The following is a 1,003-nucleotide window of genomic DNA, read 5'->3' on the forward strand; positions in this document are numbered from 1 at the left end:
GGCGTCAGTGCGGCCTGAACGTCCAGCTCGACGGTCCCGTCGACGTGCCGTTCGACCGGCGTGGATCACGTCGGCCCCCCGCGGGCATCGCCCGCGGGAGCCGTTGGAGGTGTTCCGTTCAGGCCCTGACGGGCCCGCGCCAGGTCCGGGTCAGGGGCGGACCTGGAGCAGTCCGGATCAGACCGAGATCCGGCCGGCGCCGGCGCCGCCGGTCACGATCGACTTGACGCTGGAGGCGGTGTCGAGCGAGTAGGAGTAGGGGATGGAGGCGACGCTGCCGCCCGCGTCCCCGGCACCGGAGTTGACGAAGTGGTTGTTGCGGGCGACCAGGTTGGCGGCGGGAGAGGAGCCCTCGCCGCGGTGGTAGGGGTCGGGGGTGTTCTCGAAGTAGTTGCCCTCGACCAGGACGCCGGCGTTCTTCGTGGACGCCACGCCGTACCCGCCGCCGCTGCCGACGTTGCCGTAGTAGTTGTTGTAGACGTGCACCGGGTTGCCGAAGCGGACCCGCGGGTGGCGCTGGTTGGTGCCGTCGAACCAGTTGTGGTGATAGGTGACGCGCAGCTTGCCGGTGTCCTCACTGGCGTTGCCGTCGTCATGGCCGAGCAGCATGGTCTTGTCGTGGCTGGAGACCCGGTTCCAGGAGATCGTGACGTAGTCGCTGGCGCGCTTGACGTCCACGGCTCCGTCGTAGCCGTTGCTGAAGGAGTTGTGGTCGATCCAGACCCGGGTGGAGTACTGGACCTGGATGCCGTCGTCGTTCCAGTTGCGGAAGGTCAGGTTGCGGACGATGACGTTGGACGCCTCGGAGATGTTGAAACCGCAGCCGGAGATGACGGCGCCGGAGTTGCCGAGGATCGTCTTGTTGGAGGTGACCTTGAGCATCCCGGAGCAGGAGATCGTGCCCGACACACCTCCCCCGGCAGGAGTCTGAAGTCCACGCCGGTCAGCGCCTTGACGCCGGGAAACTCCTTGCTGATCCCGATCATCCGCAGGATCGGGTCGG

Annotated in this window: 1 protein-coding gene; it reads right to left on the minus strand. The window is 67.4% G+C overall.

Features of this window, described 5'->3' with window-relative positions; all coding sequences use genetic code 11:
- Positions 1-177 precede the first annotated feature (177 nt).
- Positions 178-909: a right-handed parallel beta-helix repeat-containing protein gene (locus ABZ260_RS51610; RefSeq protein WP_355633404.1), complete on the minus strand. Its 732-nt coding sequence runs from the start codon at positions 907-909 to the stop codon at positions 178-180.
- Positions 910-1,003: the final 94 nt, after the last annotated feature.

The sequence above is a fragment of the Streptosporangium sp. NPDC006013 genome (genome assembly GCF_040614275.1).
In the GTDB taxonomy this organism is placed as follows: Bacteria; Actinomycetota; Actinomycetes; order Streptosporangiales; family Streptosporangiaceae; genus Streptosporangium.